Annotated in this window: 17 protein-coding genes; 8 read left to right on the top strand and 9 right to left on the bottom strand. The window is 70.4% G+C overall.

All coding sequences use genetic code 11. The annotated features are described in order from the left end of the window. Positions 1–77: 77 nt before the first annotated feature. The 3 genes from KLK06_RS02620 to KLK06_RS02610 form a co-directional block, all read right to left on the bottom strand. Positions 78–749, bottom strand: a complete 672-nt coding sequence (locus tag KLK06_RS02620) for a M15 family metallopeptidase (protein WP_214633615.1) — start codon at positions 747–749, stop codon at positions 78–80. A gap of 87 nt (positions 750–836) precedes the next feature. After that, positions 837–3,833 carry an AfsR/SARP family transcriptional regulator gene (locus KLK06_RS02615; RefSeq protein ID WP_214633614.1) on the bottom strand — a complete coding sequence of 999 codons (2,997 nt, stop codon included), beginning with the start codon at positions 3,831–3,833 and terminating at the stop codon, positions 837–839. Positions 3,834–3,903: 70 nt separating this feature from the next. After that, on the bottom strand, positions 3,904–4,758 hold the full coding sequence (locus KLK06_RS02610; RefSeq protein ID WP_308168073.1) for a helix-turn-helix transcriptional regulator: 855 nt from the start codon (positions 4,756–4,758) through the stop codon (positions 3,904–3,906). A gap of 154 nt (positions 4,759–4,912) precedes the next feature. Here KLK06_RS02610 and KLK06_RS02605 point away from each other — a divergent pair, with 154 nt between their 5' ends. Beyond that, entirely contained in the window at positions 4,913–5,992 is a 1,080-nt protein-coding gene (locus KLK06_RS02605) for an aldo/keto reductase (protein ID WP_308168072.1), read from the top strand. Here KLK06_RS02605 and KLK06_RS02600 read toward each other — a convergent pair whose 3' ends face one another. Further along, on the bottom strand, positions 5,993–7,765 hold the full coding sequence (locus KLK06_RS02600; RefSeq protein ID WP_214633612.1) for an MOSC and FAD-binding oxidoreductase domain-containing protein: 1,773 nt from the start codon (positions 7,763–7,765) through the stop codon (positions 5,993–5,995). It lies immediately after the preceding gene. 97 nt (positions 7,766–7,862) lie between these two features. Between KLK06_RS02600 and KLK06_RS02595 the strand changes: the two genes are divergently transcribed. From KLK06_RS02595 to KLK06_RS02585, 3 genes are all read left to right on the top strand, one after another. Further along, positions 7,863–8,240 (top strand): VOC family protein, encoded by a 378-nt coding sequence (locus KLK06_RS02595; protein WP_214633611.1) that lies wholly within the window; start codon positions 7,863–7,865, stop codon positions 8,238–8,240. A gap of 87 nt (positions 8,241–8,327) precedes the next feature. After that, positions 8,328–9,131, top strand: coding sequence for an N-acetylmuramoyl-L-alanine amidase (locus KLK06_RS02590; protein ID WP_214633610.1), 804 nt, complete (start codon positions 8,328–8,330; stop codon positions 9,129–9,131). Between the two features lie 26 nt (positions 9,132–9,157). Continuing rightward, entirely contained in the window at positions 9,158–11,833 is a 2,676-nt protein-coding gene (locus KLK06_RS02585) for a LuxR family transcriptional regulator (protein ID WP_214633609.1), read from the top strand. On the opposite strand, the gene KLK06_RS02580 is transcribed toward KLK06_RS02585, so the two are convergent. From KLK06_RS02580 to KLK06_RS02570, 3 genes are all read right to left on the bottom strand, one after another. Beyond that, a complete protein-coding gene (locus KLK06_RS02580) occupies positions 11,819–14,251 on the bottom strand; it encodes an ABC transporter permease (protein WP_214633608.1) in 2,433 nt (810 codons plus the stop codon). The genes KLK06_RS02585 and KLK06_RS02580 overlap by 15 nt on opposite strands. After that, entirely contained in the window at positions 14,245–14,976 is a 732-nt protein-coding gene (locus KLK06_RS02575; protein ID WP_214633934.1) for an ABC transporter ATP-binding protein, read from the bottom strand. The genes KLK06_RS02580 and KLK06_RS02575 overlap by 7 nt, the downstream gene beginning before the upstream one ends. Before the next feature lie 94 nt (positions 14,977–15,070). Further along, positions 15,071–15,793, bottom strand: a complete 723-nt coding sequence (locus KLK06_RS02570) for a trypsin-like peptidase domain-containing protein (protein WP_214633607.1) — start codon at positions 15,791–15,793, stop codon at positions 15,071–15,073. Between the two features lie 227 nt (positions 15,794–16,020). On the opposite strand from KLK06_RS02570, the gene KLK06_RS02565 reads away from it, so the two are divergent. Together KLK06_RS02565 and KLK06_RS02560 are read left to right on the top strand one after the other, a co-directional pair. Then, entirely contained in the window at positions 16,021–17,196 is a 1,176-nt protein-coding gene (locus tag KLK06_RS02565; protein WP_214633606.1) for an SGNH/GDSL hydrolase family protein, read from the top strand. Between the two features lie 197 nt (positions 17,197–17,393). After that, positions 17,394–18,005 (top strand): DUF6069 family protein, encoded by a 612-nt coding sequence (locus KLK06_RS02560; RefSeq protein ID WP_250904756.1) that lies wholly within the window; start codon positions 17,394–17,396, stop codon positions 18,003–18,005. A 55-nt stretch (positions 18,006–18,060) separates the two neighbouring features. Here KLK06_RS02560 and KLK06_RS62165 read toward each other — a convergent pair whose 3' ends face one another. Together KLK06_RS62165 and KLK06_RS02545 are read right to left on the bottom strand one after the other, a co-directional pair. After that, positions 18,061–19,611 carry an amino acid ABC transporter permease gene (locus KLK06_RS62165; RefSeq protein WP_308168071.1) on the bottom strand — a complete coding sequence of 517 codons (1,551 nt, stop codon included), beginning with the start codon at positions 19,609–19,611 and terminating at the stop codon, positions 18,061–18,063. A 6-nt stretch (positions 19,612–19,617) separates the two neighbouring features. Further along, complete coding sequence (locus KLK06_RS02545; RefSeq protein WP_214633604.1) at positions 19,618–20,457, bottom strand: glutamate ABC transporter substrate-binding protein; 840 nt, start codon at positions 20,455–20,457, stop codon at positions 19,618–19,620. A gap of 410 nt (positions 20,458–20,867) precedes the next feature. On the opposite strand from KLK06_RS02545, the gene KLK06_RS02540 reads away from it, so the two are divergent. Continuing rightward, on the top strand, positions 20,868–22,196 hold the full coding sequence (locus tag KLK06_RS02540) for a 3-phosphoshikimate 1-carboxyvinyltransferase (protein WP_214633603.1): 1,329 nt from the start codon (positions 20,868–20,870) through the stop codon (positions 22,194–22,196). Position 22,197: 1 nt separating this feature from the next. Next, on the top strand, positions 22,198–23,022 hold the full coding sequence (locus KLK06_RS02535; protein WP_214633602.1) for a phytanoyl-CoA dioxygenase family protein: 825 nt from the start codon (positions 22,198–22,200) through the stop codon (positions 23,020–23,022). Positions 23,023–23,026 lie beyond the last annotated feature (4 nt).

Genomic DNA, 23,026 nt, shown 5'->3' with positions numbered 1-23,026 from the left:
GCCGACGAGGAAAAGGTGGATGAGTCCGCTTCAGGTTGCCTGTAGCGGCTCACAAATTGCTCTGTAGTACGAAGGCTTTATCGGCGCGTACGGGCCTGATCGACGTGGCTGACCGGCCCGTAACACGCGGCCGCGGCGCCGGACACGAACGCCCAGTAGCGATCGCCGTAGGACCAGTGCCACCACTCGGTGGGGTAGTTGACCAGGTTGACCGCGGTGAGCGCGCTCACCAGGACCTTCCGGTTCGCCACCGCCTGAGGTGAGACAGCGGCCGCGGTGTAACACGCGCTGTCGCACCCCTCAGGATCGGCGTTCACCTCGGTCCCCATGGGCAGCTCCACGCCGCCGCCGGTCGCCAGGGTCAGATCGACTGCGGCGCCGGCCACGTGCGGCGCGGCCTCGGGTGGAGCGATGTAGCGGCTCGCCTGTCGCCGGATCCGCTCATCGCTCCACTCCGGATGATCCGCACGGAGTTGGGCGTGGTACTCGGTGAAGTAGCGGCGCTGCAGGGCCATCGGGCGATAGCCCTCGACGACCAGCAGGCGCAACCCGCGGGGCAGAAAGGTCTGTGCGGCGACGAGCCGATCCGCGACGCTGAGGCGCACATGGGCGTAGGCCCCTTCGGAGTCGGCCAGGCGGTCGTCCAGCCGCAGTACGTCCACTGTGCGTAGATCGACCAGCGGCTCACCGCTCTCCACCACGGGCAGCTTGATGACACGTCGATCCGCCAGCAGGACGATCTCTGACATTTACTCCAACCCCGCCTGCGATGCACTCCGATCGTCGAAGTATTGGGGCAGGCGCTCCAGGATCGCTTCAGCTTCCCTGTAGCGGCCCTATGAGGCGGACAGCTCGCCGTACTCGCGCGAACCGTAGGAAGAGAAGATCTCCATGGCCTCGGCCAGGAGCGTGCGGGCCTTCTCCGTCTCCCCCAGGGCCTCGTGCACGAGCACAAGGTCTTTCAGCGCCCGCGCTCGCCACAGTGGCAGGTCGAGCTCCTGCCACTTCCGCAGGGACCACTCGAGGTGATCTCGAGCGTCCCTGAGCCGTCCCTCGGCGAGGTCAAGCTGCCCCAGGGTCCGCAGGGTGATCGCCTCACCCCATCGATCACCCAGGTTCCGGCAGGTGTCCAGCACCTTCTCCAGCGGCCGCCGTACCTCCGCGTGCCGGCCCATCCGAATCTGCGTCTTGGCCCACGTACGCAGGCAGTATGCCGTCATCAGTTCGTCGCCGAGCTCGCGGAATATCCTCAGTGCCTGGCCACTGGCCTCCTCGGCGCTGGCGAGTTCGCCCCGCGCGCAGTAGTAGAGCGCCATCGAGCGCAGGGTCACCCCCTCGCCGCGGCGACTCGCGATCTTCCGATAGAGCCACAGGGCGTCACCCAGGTCGCGCCACGCGGCCCGGTAGTCACCCAGTTCCAGGTGAACCGTCCCGGCCAGCCGCTTGACGTGCGCGCTCGCCGCGTCGTCGCCCAGGTCGTGCCAGAGTTCCTCGGCCCCGCTCAGGAAGTGCAGTGCTTCGGGCAGGTACCCCTGCTCACGGCAGGCCGCGCCCAGCCCCGCGAGCGACGCGGCCTCTCCCCGGACGTCGCCCGCGATCCGGAAGATGGACAACGCCTGGCTCAGGAACTCCCGTGCTTCCGCGAAGCGATCCTGTTCGTACCGGAGCTGCCCCATCTCCGACAGGAGCGTGGCCTCCCCATGGGCGTTGCCGACCCTGCGGGCCACGGCCAGGGCCGCGTCGTGGGTACGGTTCCACGCCTCGAAGAGGTTGTCCGCCACGAAGACCGAGGCGCACAGCGCCGAGGCCAGCGCGACGGCGATCTCGTCCAGGTCCAGGGCCGCGGCCAGCTCGACGCCCTTCACCAGAGCGTCCTGCTCGGCTTCGAACCACACATGCGGTCTGGCCAGTACGGCACGCGCCACGGGAGGGTCCACGGCCACCGCGGCCGGATTGGCGGCACTCAGGGAGATCCGGCCGGAGGGAGCCGCGGCGGTGATCTCCGCGAGCAGCCACAGCCATCGGCCGAGCACCCGCGTCACGGCGGCGGTCCGCGCCTGGGCGGAATCCTCCGCGTCCGCGCGTTCCCAGGCGAACAGTCGCACCAGCTCATGCACGCGGTAGCGCACGTGACCGATCCCGTCGACGCCCTCCGTCTCGACGAGCTGAGCGTCCACGAGCTGCTCAAGCACCCGCTCCGCCTCGGCGAGGGCGACCTCCGCCGCCACCGCCACCTCCCAGACCGGAAAGTCCGGCAGGCCCAGCAGACCCAGCAGGCGCAACGTCCTCTTGCCCGGTTCATCCAGCAACCGGTAGCTCAGCATGATGCTGGCCCGCACCTCCTGATCCCCTACCGTCAGCTCATCCAGCCGATGGCGTTCGTCGGCGAGCCGGTCGGACAGGAAACCCACCGACCACCGCCGCCGCGTGCTGAGCCTGGCACCGGCGATGCGGATGGCCAGTGGCAGCCGCCCGCACTGCTCCACGATGCGGGCCGCGGCCTCGGGCTCGGCCATGATCCGCTGATGGCCGGCTATCCGGCGCAGCAACTCCACCGCTTCCTCGTGGGCGAGGACATCAAGCTCGGTCAGAGACGCGCCGGACAACGCCGCGAGCCGGTTGCGTGAGGTGACGAGCACGCCGCAGCCGGCGCTGCCGGGCAGCAGGGGCCGCACCTGCTGCTCGGCCGCCGCGTCGTCGAGGATGACCAGCACCTTCCGTCCGGCCAGCATCGAGCGGTAGTGGACGATCCGCTCCTCTGTCGTCTCCGGCGGCACCTCCCCGAGCTGGCGCAGGATCCGCCCCAGCACCTCTCGCGGCGAGACCGGGGCTTCGGAGGTGCCCAGCAGCTCGACGTAGAGCTGGCCGTCGGGGTAACCGCCCGCGACACGGTGCGCCACGTGCACGGCGAGGGTGGACTTCCCGCTGCCCCCCGGGCCGGAGACCACGCAGATCGGCATGGATGAACCGCTGGTCAGCGACGTGGTCAGCAAGGCGAGCTCGGCGTCGCGCCCGGTGAAGTCGAGCGTCGCCGCGGGCATCTGAGCGGGCACCGCGGGACGCCCATCCGGTGCGGCCGGAGTCCCCAGCAGCGTGTCGTCCGACCTGAGGATCGCCTCGTGGACCGTGCGCAGCTCCGGTCCCGGCTCGACGCCGAGCTCGGCCACCAGCACCTCTCGTCCTTGACGATAGAGCGCCAGTGCGTCCGACTGCCGGCCCAGCCGGTAGAACGCGATCATGAGGTCGCGGCGAAGCCGTTCGTGCGTCGGATGACGGCTGACGAGCGCCGTCAGCTCGCCGATGAGCTGTTCGTGCCTGCCGAGCGCGAGCTCCGCGCTGATCAGTTGCTCCGTGGTCACCAGCCGCAGCTCATCGAGTCTGGCCGCCTCGACCTTGAGGAAGGAGTCACCCACACCGCTGAACGCCGATCCCCGCCACAACGCCAAAGCCGCGCGGAAGGCATCCACCGCTTCCTCGTAACGACCGGACGAGGCCACCTGCCGGCCTTCAGCGGCGAGCCGTTCGAACTCCGCGCGGTCGAGCGCCCCGGGTGAGACGCGAATCAGGTAACCCGCCGGATGGGAGACGATGATCTCGTCTCCCTCGAACTCCTGGAACGTGCGGCGCAGTCCGGAGATATAGGTCTGCACGATGGCTCGGGCGGTTTTCGGCGGGTCATCTCCCCAGACCGCCTCCATGAGGCGCTCGGCCGGAACCACCCGGTTCTCGTCCATCAACAGGGCGGCGAGGAGGGCCCGAGGTTTGAGCCCACCAAGAGGTACCTGCCGATTGCCGGACCATGCCTCTAACGGGCCGAGGAGCCGGAACTCCATACGCCACCATCCCGGTCAGGTCAGCGTGGATCTTGCGCCGTCGCCCCTGAGACTAGACCGTGAGCGGTGGTCATAGGCCGACGCTCACGTTGGCGCTTTCGCGGGCGATGGCATCCAGGGCGGCCTGCGAGGCGGTGTCAGCGGCGCGGTAGATGACGAGCCGCTGATCCGGGTCCTGCAGCGGATTGAGCACTTCGAAGTCGATGGTGAGCGGCCCCACCCGGGGGTGCCGCAGACGTTTGCGGCCCCGCCCGTTCACTTTGACGTCGCGCATCCCCCACATGCGAACGAAGTCCTCGCTGCGCGCCGTCAGCTCGGCGACCAGGCCGTCGAGGGCGGCGTCGCTGGAGTGCGCGGCCCAGGCCGCGCGCAGGTCGGCGATGCCTTCGCGCAGCACTTCCTCGCGGTCGCGGAAGAAGTCGCGAAAGTCCGGGTGGAGGAAGCAGAGCCAGAGCGAGTTGCGCTGCTCGTCCGGCAGAGCGTCGAAGTCCAGCATCAGCCCGGCCATCTCGTGGTTCCAGGCCAGGATGTCGAAACGGTGGTTGAGCAGCATGCACGGCAGCGGTGACAGGTCGTGAACCAGCCGGGCCAGCAGACCGGGCTCCTGATCGACCGGACGGGGCCGGGTCACGGGCCGTTGCTGGGCCAGGTCGAACAGATAGGCCCGCTCGTCGTCGGTCAGCCGCAGAGCCCGGGCGAGCGCCTCGAGCACCTCTGGGGAAGGGTGCAGGCCGCGCCCCTGCTCCAGCCGGACCACGTAGTCGACGCTGACTCCGGCCAGCTCCGCGACCTCTTCCCGGCGAAGACCCGGGGTGCGGCGCGTACGTCCCCTCGCCGGGAGCGCCAACTCCTCCGGAGTCAGCCGCTCGCGGCGGGTCCGCAAGAACGCCGCCAGCTCATGAGTCACGTCCACTTCGCTGCTCACCACCTCGATTTTACCGTCGAGTTGCCTGGGACCGGCAGTCCCAGGATGGGCCTTCACTGGTTGGCTCATCTCGGACCGCGACAACCTGTAGTGAGCGGCTCGGAACGCGGCGGCGGCCGAGCCCGCCTATGACATCACACCTCAGGAGGCCATCGTGGCTGGATCTGTCTCTCTCGACGTCTATCGGCTACTCGGCCGCTCCGGCCTGCGGGTCTCCCCGCTGGCGTTGGGGACCATGACGTTCGGGTCGGATTGGGGCTGGGGCGCCGACAAGGACGAAGCACGCCGGATCTTCGACACGTACGTCGATCGAGGCGGCAACTTCCTTGATACGGCCAACCAGTACACCAACGGCACAGCCGAACAGCTGCTCGGCGAGTTCGCACACGGGCGCCGCGAGCGCCTGGTGCTCGCCACCAAATACACCCTGGCCACCCGCCCCGGCGACCCGAACTCGGGCGGCAACCACCGCAAGAGCATGGTCCAGTCGGTGGAGACGAGCCTGCGCCGGTTGAACACCGACTACATAGACCTGCTCTACCTGCACGCCTGGGACGGCACCACTCCGGTCGAGGAGGTGCTGCGCGCCCTGGACGACCTCGTCCGCGCGGGCAAGGTGCTCTACGCCGGCATCTCCGACACGCCGGCGTGGCAGGTCTCGCGGATGCAGGCGATCGCCGAGCTACGCGGCTGGGCCCCGCTGATCGCGCTGCAGATCGAGTACAGCCTGGTCGAACGGACCGTGGAGCGCGATCTCATCCCGATGGCACGCGAAATGGGGCTCGGCGTGATCCCCTGGTCGCCGCTGGCCAGCGGCGTACTGACCGGCAAGTACACCGCCGCGGACCTGGACCACGCGGGCGCCTCGGCCGCGCCCGAGGGGACGCGCAAGAACGTCGCGGCGGCCAACGGCGCCTTGACCGAACGCGCGCTCGCCATCGCCGACGTGGTGAAGGACATCGCCTCACAGAAGGGGACGACACCCGCGCAGGTCGCGCTCGCCTGGACGCTGCTCAACTCGGCGGTCACCGCGCCGATCATCGGGGCGAGAACCCTGGCGCAGCTCGAGGACAACCTGGGCGCCCTGGACGTGCGCTTCACCGAGGACGAACTGACCGCCCTCGACCAGGCCAGCGCCGTCGAACTCGGCTTCCCCCACGAGTTCCTGACCCGGCCGATGCCGCGCCACGTCATCTTCGGCGGGGCCAAGCTGGCGATCGACCACCACGGTTGATCACAGGTCCAGGACGAGCTCGTCGCGGGGCTGGGAGCAGCAGATCAGGACGTTGTCCTGGGCCGGCGCGTCGACCGGTTCGGGTGAGTAGTCGACGCTTCCGGACAGCAGGCCGCTCTCGCAGCTGTGGCAGACGCCCGTACGGCATGACCAGCGGGTGGGCACGTCGCAGGCCTCCGCGAGTTCGAGCAGGCTCGCGTAGGCCGGGTCCCACTCCACGGTCAGGCCGCTGCGCGCGAACGAGATCCGCGGGCCCGTGCCGGGCGGACCCGCCGGCGGGTGCACCGGCCGTGCGGGGACGCTGGTCATGCCGGGGTTCAGGGCTGGTCCCGTACCGAAGATTTCGGTGTGTACGCCGGCGGGGGCGAGATCGGACGAGGCCAGGGCGGCGGGAAGCTCGTCCATGAACGCGGGAGGGCCGCACAGGTAGGCCTGGGCGGCTCGCGGGGCGCCGACGCCGCTGAGCAGGCCGAGGGAGAGCCGGCCCGCGGTCTGGTAGTCGACGCCCTGGCGATCGCCGGGCGCCGGGTGGCTGTAGCAGATGTGCCGGTGCGCGTTGGGGAGCCGGGCCAGCAGGTCGCGGCTCTCCTGGGCGAAGGGGTGCTCGGTGCCGTCGCGCGTACCGTACAGCCACCAGACCTCACGTGCGGAACGCGCGGCGACCAGCGCGTGCAGCATGGCCAGGACGGGGGTGGCGCCGATGCCGGCGGACACCAGCAGGACCGGTGCGTCGCCGGCTTCCAGGGTGAAGGCGCCACGCGGCGCCGCGAAGTCGAGGACGTCGCCCACGCGCAGGTGAGCGCGGAGATAGGCGCTGGCGGCCCCGTGCGGCTCCTGCTTGACGCTGATGCGATACGCGTCGGCGTCCGGGGGGCCGGACAGCGAATAGCTGCGGATGAGCGGCGGGCCGCCGCCGTCCGGGCGCAGCCGTACGGTGAGGAACTGGCCGGGCAGCGCCGACGGCAGCGGCGTACCGTCGACGGCGGCCAGCGTCAGGGAGAACACGCTCCTGCTCTCCGCGTCGATACGGGCGACCCGCAGCGGCCGGAACCCCTCCCAGGCAGGCGGCGGCCCGCCGGCCGAGGCAGGCGTCAGCCCCGCGTTGCCGGCCGGTTCGCCGTCGGGCTGGTCGAGCAGTGCCCGGAAGGAGGCCTGCCAGCCGGGGCTGAGAGCGGGGACGCGCAGCGCACGGGCCACTCGCTCACGGGAGTGGCCGGGCAGGTACAGCAGGGCGTCGATCTCGGCGACGGTCATGCCTTCCGGGCCGGAGGCGATCTTGACGATCTCCTGCCCCGCCTCCACCCGGCCCTCGGTGAGGACCCGGAGGTAGAAGCCGGGACGCCGGTGGGAGACCAGCAGGGCGGGCAGTCGCGGCTCGCCCATCCGCAGGCCGACCCGGTAACAGGTGACCCGCGGCTGGGTGACCTCGAACACCGCCTCGCCGATCCGGTAGCGGTCGCCGACGCACACCTCGTCGTCGGGCAGGCCGTCAACGGTGAAGTTCTCCCCGAACTGCCCGAAGGTGAAGTCGTCGCGCCCGAACTGCTCCTGCCAGTAACGGTAGGAGTCGATCTGGTAGACGAGCACCGCGCGCTGCTCACCGCCGTGCCCGTCGAGGTCTCCCTGGCCGTCCCCGTCGATGTTGAGCCGGCGTACCATCCGGGGCCCGGTGACAGGCCGCTTCCACACACCGGTGTGTACGGTCCTGCCATGCCAGGAGACGTCCTGTGGCAGGCCCACGTTGATCGCCAGCAGCTTGGCGCGGCCGTTCATCGTCAGAACGAACTCCGAGAGGCCATAGGGACAAACCACCACAAAGCGTAGCAAGCCCTCGACATGAGCATCGGAAAGCCTGGGTACGAACGACCTCATGGCATGCCGCATCAGTGAACTCGTGCTCGACTGCCGCGACCCGGAGCGTCTCGCCGCGTTCTGGTGCGAGGTGCTTGGCTACATAGTGCTCGACCGTGAAGAGGGCAGCGTTGAGATCGGTCCGAAGGAGGGGTTCGGCGGGCTGCAACCGACCATCATCTTGAGTCCGACCGACACCCCGAGGGCCGGCCAACTCCCGCTGCACATCGACGTGAACCCCACTGATCGAGATCAGGCCGCCGAGCTCGACCGATTGCTGGCCATCGGCGCCAGGTTCGCCGACGTCGGGCAGACGGGTGAGGAGTCCTGGCACGTGCTGGCCGACCCCGAGGGCAACGAGTTCTGCCTGCTCCGCCGACGACTGGACTTTGAGTGACCGCAGCGCGTTGATCTCCACAATCAAGGACGTCAGCAGGCCGATTCCCGACCGGCTGCCGCGCGGGCAGCCGGTACGGTACGAGTCATGCGCGCCGATGAAGCGGCATCGGTGATCCTCGCCGCACTCGTGACGCTGTCCACCGCGTGCGGCGGCGCGACTCCGTCCGCACCGCACCCCACCAGCCCAGGGCTCGTCGTCCCGGCGACCGAGCGGGTCACACCGACGCCCGCACTGGCCGGGAAGACGGTGGTGATCGATCCCGGCCACAACGGGGGCAACGCGGCGCACCCGGAAGTGATCAACCGGCAGGTCGACATCATCACGGAGCGGAAGCCGTGCAACACGACGGGGACCGAGACCGACGCCGGTTACCCCGAGCACGCGTTCACCTGGGACGTGGCCGGCAAGCTCAGGCGGCTGCTGGAGAAGATGGGGGCGAAGGTGGTGCTGACCCGGCCCAACGACACCGGCGTCGGGCCGTGCGTCACCGAGCGGGCCGCCATCGGGAACAAGGCGAAGGCGGACGCGGTTCTGTCCATCCACGGCGACGGCGCGACCGCGAGCGGGCACGGGTTCCACGTGATCCTGCCCGGCCTGGTGAAGGGGCACAACGACGCGATCATCCAGCCGTCCCGGCGGCTCGGGGTCATCATCCGCAACTCCTACCGGAGCGGCACCGGCCTCGCGTACTCCACGTACAGGGGCAGGAACGCGTTGGAGACCCGCACCGACCTGGGCGGACTGAACCTGTCGACCCGCCCGGCGGTGTTCGTCGAGTGCGGCAACATGCGCAACCACGGCGACGCCGCCAAGATGTCGGACCCCGCCTTCCGCGAACGCATCGCCACGTCCCTGGCCGCGGGCCTCACGAAGTACCTCACCGGCTGAGCCGGTTCACCCCGTACTCTTTCCGGGTGATTAAGGGCAGAGGCGGAGACCAGGAGGTCATCGACGGCCTGTTGGAGAGCGCGCGAGCGGGGCGCAGCGGCGCTCTTGTGATCTACGGCGATCCGGGCATCGGCAAGAGCGCCCTGCTACGCAGCACCGCCGAGCGGGCCGCCGATCTGCGGGTGCTCCGCAGCGTCGGGGTGGAGACCGAGGCCGAGCTCCCGTTCGCGGCGCTGCACCAGTTGCTGCGGCCGGAGCTGGCGCGCGCAGAGGCGCTGCCCGAGCGGCAGGCGCTCGCGCTGAAAGGCGCGCTCGGCCTGGGCGAGGCCGCGGGCGAGGACCGTTTCCTCATCGGGCTCGCGACGCTGTCCCTGCTGTCCGAGATCGCCGAGGACGGCCCGCTGCTCTGCCTGGTGGACGACGCGCACTGGCTGGACCGGGCCTCCGCGGACGCGCTGCTGTTCGCGGCCAGGCGGCTCGACGCCGAGGGCGTCGCCCTGCTCTTCGCCGCACGTGACGGGTTCAGCGCGCCAGGACTGCCGGAGCGCCGGCTCGGCCCGCTCGACGCCGAGTCGGCGGCCGAGCTGCTGACCGAACGTGACCCGCACCTGGCGGAGGGCGTCAGAAGCCGGATCCTGGCCGAGAGCCGCGGCAACCCGCTCGCGCTGATCGAGCTGCCGCGCACCGCCGACCCGTACACCCTGATGCCACTGCCGCGCCGGATCCAGGAGGCGTACGCGACCCGCATCGCGGAGCTGCCGGCCGGAGCCCAGCTGATGATCCTGCTCGCCGCCGTCGAGGACACCGGCGACCTGGGCACGGTGCTGCGCGCGGCCCAGCGGCTCGGGCTCGGCGCCGAGTCACTCGGTACGGCCGAACGGGCGGGCTTCCTTTCGCCCAGCGGTGGCGGCGTCACCTTCGTGCACCCGCTCATGCGGGCCGCCGCCGTCCACTCGGCCGCCTTCGACCAGCGGCTGGTCGCACACCGGGCGCTGGCCGACGTACTGGACGACCAGGACGACAGGCGGGCCTGGCACCTGGCCGCGGTCGCGCTGGGACCCGACGAGCAGGTCGCCGTCGCGCTGGAACGCGCCGCGGACCGGGCCCGGATCCGGCACGGCCACGCGGCGGCGGCGGCCGCACTCGAACGCGCCGCCGAACTCACCACCGACCCGGGGGCGCTGGCCAGACGGCTGACGGAGGCGGCCGTGGCCGCCGCGGACGCGGGGCTGCCCGACCGGGCCCAGGCGCTCGCGGAAAGGGCCGCCCGCCTCGTCGAAGACCCGCGCTCCATCGCCAGGCTCGCCGGACTCCGCGCCAGGGTCGCCTTCGAACGCGGCTCCGTCCACACCGCCCACGACATCCTGCTCTCCGGGGCGGACCGGGTCGCCGAGCTGGACCCGCTCGCCGCCGGCCTCATGCTCGTCGACGCGGGGCGCAACGCCTGGCAGCTCAGCGACCCGCGGCGGGTCGAGGAGGCCGCCGTACGGCTGCGCCGCCTGCCGCTGCGCGAGGAGGACGGCCTGAACACCGCCGTGGACGCGGTCGCGGCGGCCGCCGACTCGCTCAACCACGGCCCGGCCAGAGCGTTGCCCGGCATGCGCCCGCTGGTGCTCGACGCGCGCGGTATCGAGCGCGGCTCCTACGGTCTGCGGGTCAACGGCGCGTTCGTGGCCGGGCTGGTGGGCGAGTTCGAGTGGCAGCGGGAGATCTCGGCGGCGCTGGTCGAGGAGTGCGGCGCGCTCGGCATGACCGGCTGGCTGCCGATCGCGCACGTGACGCTGGCCGCCTCCGCGGTCTATCTCGGCCGGTTCGCCGACGCCAAGGCCGATGCCGCGGAGGGGCTGAGGATCGCCAGGGACTTCGGCCAGCCGCACCGGACCGGCTACCTGGAGGGCATGCTGGCCTGGATCGCCGCCGTCGAGGGCGACGACGCCCGGTGCGCGGAGCTGGCCGGGCGCTGTGCCGAGCATTTCGCCGTGACCGGCATCGCCAACGGCGTGGCCTGGTCGGAGTGGGGCCAGGCGCTGCTCGATCTGAGCCGCGGCCGCCACATGCAGGCGCTGGACCGGCTGGAGTCCGCTCTCGCGGGGCCGGTGCGCCACCAGATCCAGGCCGTCTACTTCGCTCCCGACCAGGTCGAGGCGGCCGTACGGGCGGGCCTGCCGGACCGGGCGAAGGAGCCGCTCGACCGGTTGGCGGAATGGGCGGCGGCCGCGCGGCTCGACTGGGCCGACGCGGTGCTGGCCCGCTGCCGCGCGCTCATCGAACCGGGCGACGAGCTCTTCGCCGCCGCGTCGCGGCCGCACGGCCGGCCGATGGAGCGCGCAAGGACCGAGCTGGCGTACGGCGAGTGGCTCCGCCGCGAGCGGCGCAAGCGCGAGGCGCGCACCCGGCTGCGTGCCGCGCTGGAGACGTTCCAGCGGCTCGGCGCCGCCCCGTGGGCCGAGCGGGCCGCCGCCGAGCTCCGCGCCGCCGGAGAGATCATCGCCGCGCCCGCCGCCTCCGACAAACTGGCCGACCTGTCGCCGCAGGAGCTGCAGATCGTCCGGCTGGCCGTGACGGGCCTGACGAACCGGGAGATCGGCGCCAGGCTCTTCGTCAGCCCCAAGACCGTCAGCTACCACCTCTACCGGGCCTTTCCCAAGCTCGGCGTCTCCTCCCGGGTGGAGCTGGCCCGGCTGGACCTAGGCGCGGCGTAGCGCGGGCGTTATGGCGGCGGCGAGCGCGAGCACCACGCACCCGGCCGTCACCGCGCCGATCGCCGGCCAGGGCACGCTGATCGCGATCGGCCCGGCGATCTGCACCAGCGAGCTCCAGAGCCCGGCCAGGCTGATCGCCGCGACGGCGGCGGCCAGCACCACGCCGATGGCCACGACCAGGAGCGCCTCGCCCGCGACGTACCGCGCCACCTGGCCGCGCGTCGCGCCGAGCAGCCGCAGCGACGCCCGCTCCGCCGTCCGATCGGAGGCCGCCATCAGCAGGATGTTGACCAGCGCGATCGCGGTGTAGGCGAGGATGATGCCGAGCACCACCAGGAGCCCGAGCCGGCTGGCCGAGCCGCGCCGGTCGCCCGTCTCGCTCACCCAGGCGTCCTTGGTGAGCGCCCGCGCGTTGTGCCCTTGCGTGGACCGGCGCAGCGCGGACTCCACGTCCGGCGCCGGGGTTCCCGGCCGCAGCTTCACGTAGGCCGTGGTCACCGGCGCGGAGAAGGCGTGTGCCGTGGTGACGTAGGAGTCGGACGGCGAGTTCGCGGCGAGCAGTGCGACCACCTTGAGCGAGACCTCGCTGCCGTCGGCCCGCCACAGCTTCGCGGTCTGGCCGAGTTCGAGTTCCCACGTCTCCGAGACCGCGATGGTGTCGTCGTTCAGCTCGGCCAGGGAGCCCTTGAGCACCGGGACATCGAGCACGCTCCGGAGCTTGGCCGGGTCCACGGCCTCGGTCGGCCGCTTGATCAGCGCGGTCTTGCCTTCGAGGGTGTACACGCTGGTCGGGGCCGTGGTCGCGACCTCCACGCCGCGGATGGCCCGCAGGCGCTCGACGAGTTGCCGATCCAGTCCCCCCGATCCTTCGGGGAGCACCAGGTAGTCGGCCCGCACCGGCGCCGCCTGCATCGCGGTCTTCGCCGCGTCGGTCATCGCGGCCGCGCCGAGCAGCGCGGCGGCCAGTCCCACCGCCACCAGGACCGGTGCCGCCGTCGCCGCGGTCTGCCTGACGGCGGTGGCCGCGGCGGCGGGCACCAAGGTGGCGCCCGCACCGCGAAGGCGGCTCAGCGGTATGGCGAACAGCCTGGCGACCGGTCGTACGACGACCGGGGCGAGCAGGCCGACGCCCGCCACGAGCAGCATCAAGATCGGCATGAACGACTTGTTGTTGGCGGCGCCCTGCGGATCGGTCAGGGCGTTCACCGCCATGCTGACCAGCGCGGCGCCGAACAGCCCCACACCGACGAGCAGCCGGCCCCAGGTCATCACCCGAGGCTCGATCGCGGCCTCGCGCATGGCCTCCGCCGGGTGCACCCGGCCGGCCCGCCTGGCCGCGACGGTCACACCGGCCAGCGCGACCACCACACTCGTGGCGAAGGCCGTGACCGCCGGCCAGGTCTGCGTGCTCGGCACCAGCCAGGCAGGTGCCATCCCGAGGCCGACCAGCCAATCCAGAATCGGCCCCGCGGCGTAAGGCCCGGCCAGCGCACCCAGTGCGGCGGCGGCCAGGGCGACGAACCCCGCCTCGCCGTACACCATGCGCCGCACCTGGCGGCGGGTCGCGCCGACGGTCCGCAGCAGCGCGAACTCGCGTCGCCGCTGCGCCACCGCGAACGCGAACGTCGACGACACCACGAAGACGGCGATGAACACGGCGAATCCGGCGGCGATGCCGACGATCGTGTTGGCGTTGTTGCGGGCCCGCTCGTCACTCTCGCGGTTGGGGTCGACCAATGCCCGATCCTGCCCGGTGAGCACCGGTACGCCGCTCGGTTTCGTCCACAGGGCGAGCGCGTCGATGCGCGGAGACAGCCTGGCGGCCTGCGCGTCGGTGAAGAACACCGTGGGCGGCCCGTCCGTCACGCCCACCACGGTGTACGGCTTCGCCCCCGACCGCGTGATCACGCTCACCTTGTCACCCACCCGGGCCCCCGCGCGCACCTTCTCACCCGCCAGGGCCCCGGCGCGCACCTTCTCACCTGCCAGGGCTCCCGCGCTCACCGCGATCTCCCGCGAGGTCCGCGGCGCCCGGCCCTCGGTCAGCCGCTGCGGTGCCGTACGGGACGCCGACCAGGGCCGGCCCACCGCGTCCTGGCCACCCGCGACCTGGGCGGGGAAGATCCGGTCGACGACCGCGCCGGGGAAGCGGGCGGCCAGCTCGACGGTCAGGCCGTGCCGCTCCGCCAGCGGCTGGCTCTGCCCGCCTTGCCAGGTGTCCACGTGCAGGCGCTCGTCGGGCACGACCACGTACGGCGCGGCGGCGTAACGCTGCGGGGCGCGGTCGGGAGAGTCCACGGTGGTGGCCAGCACCTGGCCCATCGCGGCGATCAGCGCGGTGCCGAGCGCGAGCGCGAGGAAGGTGCCGAGGAAGGAGACCAGGCGGGTACGCAGGGTGCTCCACGCGATGCTCAGCACGACTCCTCCAGCATCAGCATGCGAGCCGAGACGGCCTCGGCCGTGGGGTCGAGCAGCTGACCGCAGATCCGGCCGTCCGCCAGGAACAGCACCCGGTCGGCGTACGCCGCTGCGGCCGGGTCGTGGGTCACCATCACGATCGTCTGCGCGTGCCGGTCCACCAACGAACGCAGCAGCCGCAGCACATCCCGGCTGGTGTTGGTGTCCAGCGCGCCGGTCGGCTCGTCGGCGAAGAGCACGGCGGGCCTGGCGGCCAGCGCCCTGGCGATGGCCACGCGCTGCTGCTGGCCGCCGGACAGCTCGGCGGGACGGTGGCCGGCCCGCTCCGCCAGGCCGACCGCGTCCAGGCTCTGCCGTACCAGCTCCCGGTCCACCCTGCGGCCCGCCAGCTTCAGCGGCAGCGCCACGTTCTGCGCCGCGGTCAGGGAGGGCAGCAGGTTGAACGACTGGAACACGAATCCGATGCGGTCGCGGCGCAGCAAGGTCAGCTTCCGCTCCGTCAACTGGGTCAGGTCCCTGCCGTCCACCGTGATCCGGCCCGACGTGGGCTTGTCCAGGCCGGCCGCGCACTGCAACAACGTGGACTTGCCCGATCCGGACGGCCCCATCACGGCGGTGAACGTGCCCCGGCCGAACCCGATGGTCACGTCGTCGAGCGCGGTGACACCGTGCGCGTAGTGCTTCGTGACCGCCGTCAGCTCGACCGCGGAGTCCAGGGCTTCCATGAGTTTCACGATCAGAACGCTAGGGACACCAGGTCGCCGCCGGTACCGGACAAGTGACTAGGATCCGGCGCGTCAGGCGGAGACGGGCGTCGGGCTAGTCGCACTCATGGGTCGAGACCCGCTTCGTGGTTTCACTCGCGGCGTTGGTGATGGGCAGGAGCTCCTCGGCGGGCAGCACGTACCCGCGGTTCGGCTGGCTGGTCGCCGCGGCGAAGGCCATCCCGGCGACCGTGCCCCCCGGAACGATCAGTGGCGCACCGCTCAATCCGGGGCTCATGTCGGCGGATATGGCGATGACTGTCCGAGTTACATCGTGTTTGCGGTATATGTTCGGGCCCTCTGCCTCGAGGGTCTGTTCCATCGCGGCCGGCAGCCACACCGGCTGTTTCGCGCCTTTCGGATAGCCGATCAGGTGGGCCTCGCCGAGCGGCGCCGCGTCGATGAGCAGCGGATGCGCGGGCAGATCTGGTGCGTACAGGACCGCGACATCGACATCCGGATCGAAGGCGACGACACGGGCCTCATATGCCTTGCCGTCGTCGGCGGTCACGGTGAGCGACTCGGTGACGCCGGCCACCACGTGCGCCGGCGTCACCACCCGGTGGAGGGTGAAGACGAAACCCGTACCCTCGATCTGCTTGTCGCACGACGTCGCCATTCCCGAGAGGCGCACCACGCTCCGCTTCTCGCTGGCGAACTTCGCCGGGCTCACGGCCTCACCGGTGGGCGCCGGGTGGCGGATGGGCAGCGACCAGGGCACCATGATCGAGCACCCGGTCAGCACGAGCAGGATCGGTAACCAGAGCCAGCGCATCATTCCTGCCCTCTCTTCGGGGAACCAGCAGAAGGGCAACGTACAAGATCTCTAGCACTGGTTTCAGGCTAGTTTCACCGGGCGAGTGCGGTCGGCCGTGGTAGAGCCCTATGTCGGCGTACGAGCTGAATCCGATGTTGCGTCACCCGTGCACGCGCTGCCTACAATCACCCAGCTCCATCGATAGTCGTGATGCCTCCACACCTGGAGAAACTGTGCGACCCGTACGTGTGACCGCAGTATTAGCCGCGTTACTGGGCACCATGGCGATGCCCGGCACCGCCGGCGCGACCCCGGCCCCTTCGTCGGTGGAAGGTTGCCCGCGCGACTGGAGCGCCACCAAGATCTTCGAAGCGTGCGACGGCGATAGTAGGCAGAAGCCGGCCTCCGGCGTCCTGGCCAAAGCTCACACCGCCGGTCGAGTCAAGGTCGATGGAGGCGGCTCCGTTCAGTACAGCTGGCCCGGCGTCTACTTCGAGGGCCGCTTCCGCGGCACCGGCGTCGGGATCGTCCTCAACGACTCCGACAATGACTACGACGTCGAGGTCGACGGTGCGACCGTCGCCACCCTGGTGACCCCGGGCCGGACCACCTACTGGGTCAAGGGCCTCACCGGTGGCCTACACGAGGTACGGCTCGTCAAACGTACGGAGAGCCCGTGGGCCACGAGCGCCTTCAGCGGCTTCGTCGCCGCCCCGGGTGGCGCGGTCCTCGGCAAACCTGCCGCGCGCCACCGGCAGATCGAGTTCATCGGCGACTCCTACACCGTCGGCTACGGCAACCGCTCCGATACGCGCGACTGCCCCGGCGACAAGCTCGCCCGAACCACCGACGCCAACCTCAGCTTCGGCGCCCTCACCGCACGGCGCCTGAACGCCGACTACCAGATCAACGCCTTCTCCGGTCTCGGCATGGTGCGCAACTACAACGGCCGCAACCCCGAGGTCGACTACCGCACCTACTACGACAGGGCCCTGCTGAACGTCGACGGCGATGTCTGGCGGAACCCGGGTACTTGGCGGCCACAACTGGTCGTGGTCGGCTTGGGCATCAACGACTTCTCAACCCCCGTCAACGCCGGCGAGCAGTGGACGCCGGACACCCTGGTGGCCGCCTACCGCACCGCCTACCAGGCTTTCCTCGACAAGCTCCGAGCTCGGTACGGCCCCCGCACGATCATCGTGGTCAGCGCCACCTACGTGTACAACACGACCGTGTTCGCCGAGACCGCCCAACAGGTCGTCCAGGAGCGCAACAGCGGCGGCGACGATCGGGTCCGCTACTGGTACTACGACAATTCAGGCCTGGACTACCTCGGCTGCGACTGGCACCCATCCGTCCACGACCACCAGATCATCGCCGGACGGCTCTCCGATTTCATCGCCACCCTTCCCCTGCGCTGGTAGCCGAGGCTCTCCGGCGAGCGGCCCCGCAGGTTTCACGGCAGCGGGGTCGACGGTTCAGCCGGCAGCCCGCGCAAGATCAGGGGGTTCACCACACGTGCCGCGACGAACAGCAGGCGCATCAGGCCATCCATCTCTCTTGACAGCGCATGTAGGGTTCCGTAAGTGCTTGATCAGCATTCGCGACAAAGGTGATTCGCATGTCATATCCCTCCCATGACCGCCATGATCGCCACTCCGGGTCGGCCCGGCCGAGAGTCAATCCGGCGCGAGTGTGGGGAGGTGGCGTGGCCGCCGCCGTGGTGGCCGCACTGATCGTGGTGGTCGGCGTCATGATCAGCGGCCGGCTCCTGGGCATCCGCGTACTCACTCCCGCCGGAACCTCCGCCTACGGCAGCGCGGCGACCACGGGATACGCGATCTCGGCCGCCGCTGCCGCGCTTGTCGCCACATTGCTGCTCTACCTCCTCATGCTGTCGACGCCGGAGCCGACCAAGTTCTTCGCCTGGATCGCCGGGCTTTTCGCGGTCATCATCACGATCTTGCCGTTCATGTACTCCGCCGACGTCCTCAAGCAGATCGCCACCGCCATCATCAACCTCGTCATCGGCATCGCCATCGCCTCGTTGCTGACCTCGATCGGTCGCACGGCCATGGAGGAGGCGCCGGATCCTGAGCCGTACCCGTACGAGCAGCGCGGATACGAGCAGCCCAGGTACGAACGCCCGCGCGAGTACGAGCAGCGCGGATACGAGCAGCGCGGATACGAGCAGCGCGGATACGAACGCCGGGACCACGACCCGTACAGCTGATCACGCCCAGAACGCCAACGACGTTACCCGGGAACGGCTGGGCGGGACACCCGGCTCACGCGCTGGACGCATCCCAAGCCCGTTGATCGACACCAATGGTCGTCCTGTCGCCGAGCGGGGCGGCGCGCTGGGTGCGGCCACGGCGTTCCAGCCAGGTCACCACCTGGCCGAGGGCCAGGTTGACGGCGATGTAGAGCAGCGCCACGACGATGGCCGCGGGGATGAAGTTCTGGTAGTTCGCGGCCACCACGTCCAAGCCCTGATAGAGCAGGTCGTTGTAGGAGATGATGAAGCCGAGCGCGGTGTCCTTGAGCAGCACCACGAGCTGGCCGACGATGGCGGGCATCATCGCCGTTACGGCCTGCGGCAGCAGGATCAGCCGCATCACCCCGGATGTGGACAGCCCGAGAGCGTACCCGGCCTCGGCCTGGCCGATCGGCACCGCCCTGACGCCGGCGCGGAAGATCTCGGCGAGCACGGAGCCGTTGTAGAGGATGAGCCCGGTGGTCAGCGCGGCGAACGCGGACACCGTAAAGCCGAGCTGGTAGCCGGCGAACTGGCTGAAGAAGATCAGTATCAGCAGCGGCACCGCGCGGAAGAACTCGACGACCGCCGCCGCGGGCACCCGGATCAGCCGGTACGCCGACAGCCGCGCCGCGCCGAACAGCACCCCGAACGGCAACGCGAGCGCGACGGCCGTCACCGTGGCCACCAGCGTGTTGCCCAATCCAGGCAGGATGAGGTTGACCCACACCCGGCCCGCCCCGAACGGCGCCCACAGCCGGGCGTCGAGCTGACCCGTGTCCGCCAGCCTCCGCCACAGCAGCCAGCCGGCGCCGAGCAGGACGGCGGTGAAGGCCACGCTCAGCGCGTTGCCGCGCAGCCGCGCGCGCGGCCCGGGTACGTCGTACATGGCGATCGGTGCCCCCGGCGCGCCGAGTTGCCGCACGGTGAGCTGACCGGCCAGTCGGCTGAACAGCAGGCCGGTGGGCAGGGTCACGGCGAGGAACGCGGCGGCGAAGGCGAGGAAGATCGGGATCACCGCGTCGCCGTGGTCGTTGAACAGCTCCTTCATGATCGTGGCGGATTCCAGCACGCCGATCGCGGCGGCCACGGTGGTGTTCTTGGTGAGCGCGATGAGCAGGCCGCCGAGCGGCCCCACGACGTTGCGGAAGGCCTGCGGCAGAATCACCAGGCGCACGGTCTGCGGGAACGTCAGCCCGAGCGCGCGCGCCGCCTCGGCCTGCCCGACCGGCACCGTGGCCATCCCGGCGCGCAGCACTTCGCACACGAAGGCCGCGGTGTAACCGCCCAGCCCGATCACGGTGAGCCAGTAGCTCTGCACCGACTCGTCGGCCGAGAACCGCAGGTTCAGCACGCTGCCCAGACCGAGTCCGCAGAACAGCACGACCAGGGTGAGCGGGACGTTGCGCACCGCACCGACGTACACCGCCCCGGCCCGGCGCAGCACCGGCAGCGGGCTGATCCGCGCGGCGGCCAGCACGATGCCGAGCATGAGCGCGACGACCGCGGACGCCCCGGTCAGCTTCAGCGTGAGCAGGAACGCGGCGATGATCCTTCCGTGTTCGTCCAGCAGGACCCGCATGCGAGATCAGTAACGCTCAAGAGCCGGCGGGGTGGTGAAGTACGCGCCGAACTCGCCGAGGTCGGCGTCGATGAACCGCTTCCAACTGCCGTCCTTGAACATCTGGGCGAGCGCGTCGTTGACGGCGTCGCGCCCCCGCTTGTCGTCCCGCCGCAGGCCGATGCCGTACTTCTCGGTCGAGAACGGCTTGCCCACCAAGCGGAACCTGCCAGGCGTCTGAGCGGCGAAGCCCGCGAGCACGGTCGCGTCGGTGGAGATCGCGTCGACCGTGGAATTCTGCAGCAACGGCAGGCAGGCCCCGTAGCCGTTGAGGATCTTCAGATGACCGCGCCCCCAGGCGTTGGCGACGTCCGCGACGCCGCCGAACCGTTCGGCGAGCCGCTTGGGCGAGTTGGAGCCGGACGCACCGCAGACCACCTTGTCCCGCAGGCTGTCCACGCCGGTGATGCCGGCGTTGCCGGCGAGCACCAGAATGTCCTGGCCGGTGACCAGGTAGGGGCCGGCGAAGGACACCTTCCGCTTCCGGTCGTCGCTGATGGAGTATGTCGCCACCACCAGGTCGACCTGCCCCTGCTCGATGAACTGCTCGCGTACGTCGGAGGTGGTCTTCTTCAAGGTGATGTCCCCGTCGGCGACGCCGAGGTGCCGGGCGACGTACTTGGCGATGTCGACGTCCAGCCCGGTAAATCCGTTCGCCGTTTGAAGCCCCAAGCCCGGCAAATCCGTCTTTATCCCGATAACGAGTGTCTTTTTGCCGATGATGGAATCGTCATTGCCGCCACAGGCGGTGAGCGAGGCCGCGAGCAGCGCGATGGTGAGCACGAGACAGGTGGGACTTGCGCGCATGACGTCTCCCTGAGTTTCAGCGAGCGAGGAAGGTACGGTCGAAATCGGTTCGGCGGACACGTCCACGCGCGCCAAAGGCCGACCATCCGGAAACCATACGTCAGCGTGCCGGCTAATCGGTGAAGTGTTTCTCGATTGGGAAAATGCCGGTATCTTCGGGGGGCCGCCCGGGCTTCGGGAAAAAACGGGAGCCTTCATTCCGATCATGACGCGGCACAACACAAAGATCACACCGTGAAGCGCGAGCGCGCGGCATTCATGATCGCAGCGTGCAGTGCCCCGCATCGCGGCTTCACATAACCCCGCGTATGGACAGAGACCACCACAGAACGCACACTTAGGGTCGCAAGCTCCCCCATCCCCGATCAATTCGGAAATCCATCATCTTTTTGGTGGCCGGAGGGTCTTGAATGCCGCGATCGATTGCCCAGCGACCGCCGCTACAGGGAGTATTCCGCGCGCCCGGCTCCAAACCCGAAACTCAGCGCGCCCTCATCATGGGCACACTGGCCGGCGGCCGGACCTCCATCCATTCCCCGCTCGTGTCCAGGGAGACCGAGCTCATGGCCGACGCGTGCCGGGCCCTCGGCGCCGAGATCACCCGTACCGGCGACCGGATCGACATCGTGGGCGCGGACCCGTGGCGCGCCGCGAACGGCACCGGCTATGTCTGGGCGGGCGGCTCGGCGCTCATCGCGCGGGTGTGCGCCGTGATCGGATCGGCCCTGCCCGGCCGGCTGATCGTCGACGGCACCTGCTCGCTGCGCGAGCGCCCGTTCGGGCCGCTCTTCGAGGTCCTGGCCGGCAAGGACGTCGGCTTTCTGTTCCCGAGGGCACCTGGCCGCCCGCCGTTCGCGACGCTGTCGGACCGTCTGCCCGGCGGCCGGTACGACCTGGCCACCACCGTCTCCTCGCAGTTCGCCACGGCCCTGCTGATCGCCGCCCCGCTGGCCGCGGACCCGCTACGGCTGCGGCTGCGCGGCCCGCTGTACTCGATGTCCTACATCAGGCAGACCGTCGACATGATGAGCCGCTTCGGCGTGCCGGTCCAGGAGGCACCCGGCATGCGGGAGCTCACCGTCCCCGGCGGCAAGCGATACCAGGCGCGGACCGTACGGCTGACCGGCGACTACACCTCGGCCTCCTACCTCATGGGTGCCGCCGCCGTGACGCGCGGCCGCGTCACCGTCACCAACCTGGACCCGCACAGCGCGCAGGGCGAACGCATGATCGTCGGCATCCTCACCGAGCTCGGCGCCCGGGTCCACCGGCTCGACGGGGACGGGAGCGTCACGATCGACTGCGGCGATCTGACCGGGGCCGCCGACGCGGCCTTCGACCTGCGCGACTGCCCCAACATCCTGCCCACCGTGGCGGCCGTCGCGGCGACCGTGCCCGGCCGGATCCGGATCACGGGGGGCAGGCTCACCCAGCACCACAAATCCCCCCGCATCGCTGCGATGGCCACCGAACTGAACAGGGTCGGCATACCCGTAGCGCTGGTGACGGACCGGGACGGGGCGGTCGACGGGCTCGACATCCGCGGCCGCGTGTCCCACGAGGGCGACGCCGACTTCTCCGACCACGGAGACCACCGCATCCTGATGGCGACGGTCCTGCTCGGCCTGGCCGGCCGGCGGCCGTGCCGGATCAGCGACGCGGCCGACACCGCCGACTCCTTCCCGGCGTTCATGAACCTGCTCGACCTCGACGCCGAAGTCTTCGCCGAGGAGCGCTGACATGGCCCTTTCCCCATCCGACATCGCCCGGTACCGGAGTCTCGGCTACCTCACCGACCTGCCCGGCCTGACCGCGGGGGAATGCGCGGAGCTGGGCGCGCGGATCGCGGCGTTCGGCCGGCGACACGGCGTCCAGGAGCAGTCGGTGCTGCGCAACAAGGCGCATCTGAAGCTGCCGGCGTTGGCGCCGGTCGTCACGGACCCGCGCATCGTGGACGCCGTCGAGGCGGTGCTCGGGCCGGACGTCCTGTGCTGGGGGTCCTCGCTGTTCATCAAGGAGCCGGGCGGGCCTGAGCAGGTGGCCTGGCATCAGGATTCGTACTACTGGGACATCGAGGGCGACGCCGTCTGCACCGCCTGGGTGGCGCTGATCCCGAGCACGTCCCTCAACGGCGCCATGCGGGTGATCCCCGGCAGCCACCTGCTGCCCCCTCGCCGGCACGCCGCCTCGCCGTCAGGCAGCGCCAACATGCTCTTCTCGTACGAGGAGATCTCCGGGGAGGTGGACGAGGCCGAGGCGGTCGAGCTGACGCTGGCCGCCGGCCGGTTCTCGCTGCACCACATGGCGATCGTGCACGGGTCGGCGGCCAATCACTCGGCTGGGCGGCGGATGGGCTACTCGATCACTTATCTCAATCCCGCCAAGGTGCGTCATCATGCCCGTCGTACCCACGGGCTGCTGGTGCGGGGGAGCGAATGGGGCATGTTCTCCCCCGATCCGGTGCCCGGCGGTGAGATGGACCCCACTGTCCTGGCCTTCGTCGACGAACAGTTCGGCCGGCTCGCTCCCCGATCGGGAACGGCCGGCCGGACCTCGTCACGCTGACCTC

This window comes from Nonomuraea sp. NEAU-A123 (assembly GCF_018603905.1).
Lineage (GTDB): Bacteria > Actinomycetota > Actinomycetes > Streptosporangiales > Streptosporangiaceae > Nonomuraea.
Note: the sequence above shows the minus strand (reverse complement) of the source record. Positions and strands in the feature narration are given on the sequence as shown.